This window comes from Actinoplanes sp. NPDC048791, assembly GCF_040650095.1.
Taxonomy (GTDB): domain Bacteria; phylum Actinomycetota; class Actinomycetes; order Mycobacteriales; family Micromonosporaceae; genus Actinoplanes.
The window spans coordinates 12,419-16,180 of sequence record NZ_JBEZGQ010000079.1 but is presented as its reverse complement, the minus strand read 5'-3'; the positions used below and the strand labels follow the sequence as shown (position 1 = coordinate 16,180).

The following is a 3,762-nucleotide window of genomic DNA, read 5'->3' as shown; positions in this document are numbered from 1 at the left end:
ACACGCTTGGCCGCACCGCACCCGCCAAGCCGGCCGCGCGGCGTCAGGCGAGCCCGCCCGGCCGGATCAACCCCGCCTCATAGGCGTGCACCACCACCTGCGCCCGATCCCGGGCCCCCAGCTTCACCATCGTCCGGCTGACGTGGGTCTTCGCCGTCGCCGGGCTGATCAGCAGACGGGCCGCGATCTCGTCATTGGACAACCCCTCGCCGACCAGCACCATCACCTCCCGTTCCCGGTCGGTCAGTTGCTCCAGAACGCGTTCGGCCTCCTCCGGTGGCACCGACGGACGACCGCGCCCGCCCGGGGTGGCGAATTCGCCGATGACCCGCCGGGTGACGCTCGGTGACAGCAGGGCGTCACCGGCCGCGACCGCCCGGACCGCGCGCAGCAGTTCGACCGGTTCGGTGTCCTTGACCAGGAAGCCCGACGCCCCGGTGCGCAGCGCCTCGAACACGTACTCGTCCAGCTCGAACGTGGTCAGGATGACCACCCGGGTGGCGGCCAGGTCCGGGTCCGCGGCGATGCGGCGGGTCGCCTCCAGCCCGTCCACGCCCGGCATCCGGATGTCCATGAGGACCACGTCCGGGCGGGTCTCGGCGGCCAGCCGGGCCGCTTCCAGCCCGTCGCCCGCCTCGGCGACGACTTCGATGTCCGGCTCGGCGTTCAGCAGGGCCCGGAACCCGGCCCGCACCAGGGCCTGGTCGTCGGCCAGCAGCACGGTGATCATGCAGGCTCCCTCGTCGGGGTGGTGGGCAGAACCGCGGAGACCAGGTAGCCACCGTCAGGCAACGGTCCCGCTTCGAGGGAGCCGCCGAGGCTGGCGGCCCGGGCCCGCATCCCGGCGATGCCGCTGCCGCCGTCGTCAGTCCCCGGAGCCACGTCGGGCTCCGGTCGCGGCGCCGACCGGCCGGCATCATTGCGGATCGTCAAGCGCAGCTCGTCCGGGGCGTAGGTGACCGAGACCGTGGCCGAGGCGCCGGTGGCCGCGTGCCGGCGTACGTTCGTCAGGGCTTCCTGGACGATGCGGTACGCCGCGCGGTCCACCTCCGCCGGCAGGTCCCGCCGCTCCCCCACGGTCTCGGTCGTCACCGGCAGCCCGGCGTCCGCCGTGAGGTCGGTGAGGCGGTCCAGACCGAGCGCGGGCTGGCGGGGTGCGGCCTCCTCCTCGGGGCGCAGCACGCCGAGCACGGCGCGAACCTCCCGCAGGGCCTCCGCGCTCGCGGTCTTGATCGCGGTCAGCGCCTCGCGGGCCTGCTCCGGCCGGTTGTCCATCAGGTGCAGGCCCACCCCGGCCTGCACGTTGATCAGTGACAGGTGGTGGCCGAGCACGTCGTGCAGCGGCGATCGACTGGCTGGCCGAGCGGGGCTTCCAGCGCGAGTACGGGGGGCGATGCGCAACCGCTCGTCGGCGGCCTGGCGGCGTTCCTGCTCCTCGCGGGCGCGGGCGCGCTCGGCATTGGCCTTGGACATCTCGGCGAGGTATGCCGCGCGGGCCCCGGCGGCGCTGCCGAGGAACCCGGTCAGGGCCAGCCCGAAGGCGGTGAGCACGGCGTCGCGCGGGGTCGGGCGGGCGGCGGGCGAGAGTCCGAGCGGATCGGCGCAGAGGAACATGACCAGGAGGTAGGCCAGGTAGCCGGCCGCCACGGTGATCAGCGCGGATCGGCGGTGACCGGTGCGCACCGCGGTGAACAATGCGATGACCGGCGCGACGGCGTAGCTCCAGGACGGTACGGCGAGGGCCGCGTACCCGATCGAGGCCGCGCCGGCGACCGCGAGCACCACCACCGGCGCGCGCCCCCGCCAGGCCAGGGCCAGCGGGCCGACCAGCAGCAACGCGCACGCGATGACGTCCCGCGGGTGGGCGAGGTGGGTGGCGTACGGCCAATTGCCGAAGATGTGGAAGCAGAGAGCGGTGATGACCGCACCTCGCCAGTGCCCGTGCCGCGAGCGGCGGCGTGCGTACCCGGGCCAGTCCGCCGACCGGAACCGCCCCGAGCGGCTGCGGCGGCGCCACTCCTCCCACTCCGCCTTCCGGGCAGCGGCAGACGGTCTTCCACGAAGAGAAGACGGCTGGTCGCGTACACCCCGGTCTGGCACGTTCCCGAACCTACGGCACCGCTGCTGACCCGGGCATCCGCATGAAGAACGACGGTGCCCTGCGCCTCAGGTACTACGGCCGGTCGTCGCGTACTCCTCAGGGCGTATGGCGGTGGGCGTACCGGATGCTCCGCCGGGCCGACGCGGCCCGGCGCCGGATCCGTCACCCTGGAAGTCAGTCCCGCCACGTTTCAGGAGGTCACCGTGTATCCCAGCGACACCACCCGGTCCGGTCCGAATCGGCTCCGCACCTCCGACACCGAGCGCGAGCAGGTGGCCGAGATCCTGCGGGCCGCGATGACCGAGGGCCGGCTCACCCTCGAGGAGGGCGAGGAGAGGCTCGGTCAGGTGTACGCCGCCAAGTACCGCGACGAGCTCGCCCCGCTGACCGCCGACCTGCCCGACAACGGCCGCCGCGCGCTGGCCGCCACACCGGAGGCGCAGGCCGCGACACGCCGGGGCGTCCGCCGCCACGCCGGCTTCGTCGTGACGCTGGCCCTCTTCCTGACCGCTCTCTGGGCGCTCTCCGGCGCCCACTTCTTCTGGCCCGCGATCCCGCTGGTGTTCCTGGTCATGGGCCTGATGCGGCACGCGCGATACGGCCGCTACCGGGCCGAGTACGGCTACCGCCACCACGTCGCCCCGTGGAACGCACCGACCTATAGGTGATCGTAAACACTCCACAGTAGACGTGGCGGTCGTTGCCCGCCCCTCCCCGCTCTGCGACAGTTGCCAGGTTTACCCCCGGCAGTGTCGCGCCGGGGCTACGGGGAGGGGTGGGCACGACCATGATGGGTCCGTCGCACGCACTGTCGGGCGCGGCCGTCTGGCTGGCCGGCAGCTGGGCCTTGGATCACTTCGCGGGGTACGCCCAGTCGCCGCTCGCGATCGCGGTCGGCACCACGGTCTGCGCGGGCGGCGCCCTGCTGCCCGACCTGGACCTGTCCGGCAAGGTGACCCGCAACCAGGGCGGCGCGACGGTGGCCCGCACGTTCGGCGTGTTCTCACTGTTCGTGGCCGAGGTCATCGAGAAGATCTCGCTGGGTGTCTACACGGCGACGAAACTGAGCAAGGACCCGCGCCGCAACAACGGTCACCGTACGTTCACCCACACCCTGCCGTTCGCGGCCCTGGTCGGCTGGGGCACGACGGCGCTGTGCGCAGGCTCCGGCAAGTGGGCGGTCGTAGCGGTGGTGTTCTTCATGGCTGGTCTCGCGTTGCGCGGCCTGTTCGACGAGTGGGCCGAACGCGCCGGCTGGCTGATCGTGACCCTGGCATCGGGCGTGATCGCCTGGTTCACGGCGGCGAACCTGCCCGGCGACCGCGGCTACCCGATGCTGGGCTTCGCGGTCGGCGTGGGCTGCGTCGTGCACCTGCTGGGCGACATGATCACGAAGAACGGCGTACCGATCCTGTGGCCGATCCCGATGGGCCGCCGCATGTGGCGCATGATCGGCGTCCCGAACGGCATAGCGATCAAGGTCGGCGGCCGCGGCGAGGTGCTGGTGCTGCGCACTGTGTTCACGCTGATCGCCATCCTGTCGGTCTTCGGAATGTTCGCCCCGCACGTACTGCAACGCCTGGACCTGGAACTCTGGGCCGACGGCGGCTGAGCGGCGTGCGGGCCGTCGAAAGCTTCGTCGCCGGCAAGGCCGGCGACCC

The 3,762-nt window shown here is 72.6% G+C and carries 4 protein-coding genes; 2 read left to right on the top strand and 2 right to left on the bottom strand.

Going from position 1 to position 3,762, the window contains the following annotated elements:
- Window positions 1-43: 43 nt before the first annotated feature.
- Both AB0C29_RS09090 and AB0C29_RS09085 read right to left on the bottom strand, forming a co-directional pair.
- Entirely contained in the window at window positions 44-730 is a 687-nt protein-coding gene (locus AB0C29_RS09090; RefSeq protein WP_360817405.1) for a response regulator transcription factor, read from the bottom strand.
- Window positions 727-2,100: a histidine kinase gene (locus tag AB0C29_RS09085; protein ID WP_360817402.1), complete on the bottom strand. Its 1,374-nt coding sequence runs from the start codon at window positions 2,098-2,100 to the stop codon at window positions 727-729. Before AB0C29_RS09085 ends, AB0C29_RS09090 begins: the two co-directional genes overlap by 4 nt.
- Window positions 2,101-2,304: 204 nt before the next feature.
- Here AB0C29_RS09085 and AB0C29_RS09080 point away from each other — a divergent pair, with 204 nt between their 5' ends.
- Together AB0C29_RS09080 and AB0C29_RS09075 are read left to right on the top strand one after the other, a co-directional pair.
- Window positions 2,305-2,769 (top strand): DUF1707 domain-containing protein, encoded by a 465-nt coding sequence (locus tag AB0C29_RS09080; protein ID WP_360817399.1) that lies wholly within the window; start codon window positions 2,305-2,307, stop codon window positions 2,767-2,769.
- Window positions 2,770-2,888: 119 nt separating this feature from the next.
- Window positions 2,889-3,713: a metal-dependent hydrolase gene (locus tag AB0C29_RS09075; protein WP_360817408.1), complete on the top strand. Its 825-nt coding sequence runs from the start codon at window positions 2,889-2,891 to the stop codon at window positions 3,711-3,713.
- Window positions 3,714-3,762: the final 49 nt, after the last annotated feature.

What these genes read in the sequence shown, in the direction of transcription:
- AB0C29_RS09090 (WP_360817405.1), bottom strand. Translation starts at nt 730, where the DNA reads ATGATCACCGTGCTGCTGGCCGACGACCAGGCCCTGGTGCGGGCCGGG.
- AB0C29_RS09075 (WP_360817408.1), top strand. Translation starts at nt 2,889, where the DNA reads ATGATGGGTCCGTCGCACGCACTGTCGGGCGCGGCCGTCTGGCTGGCC.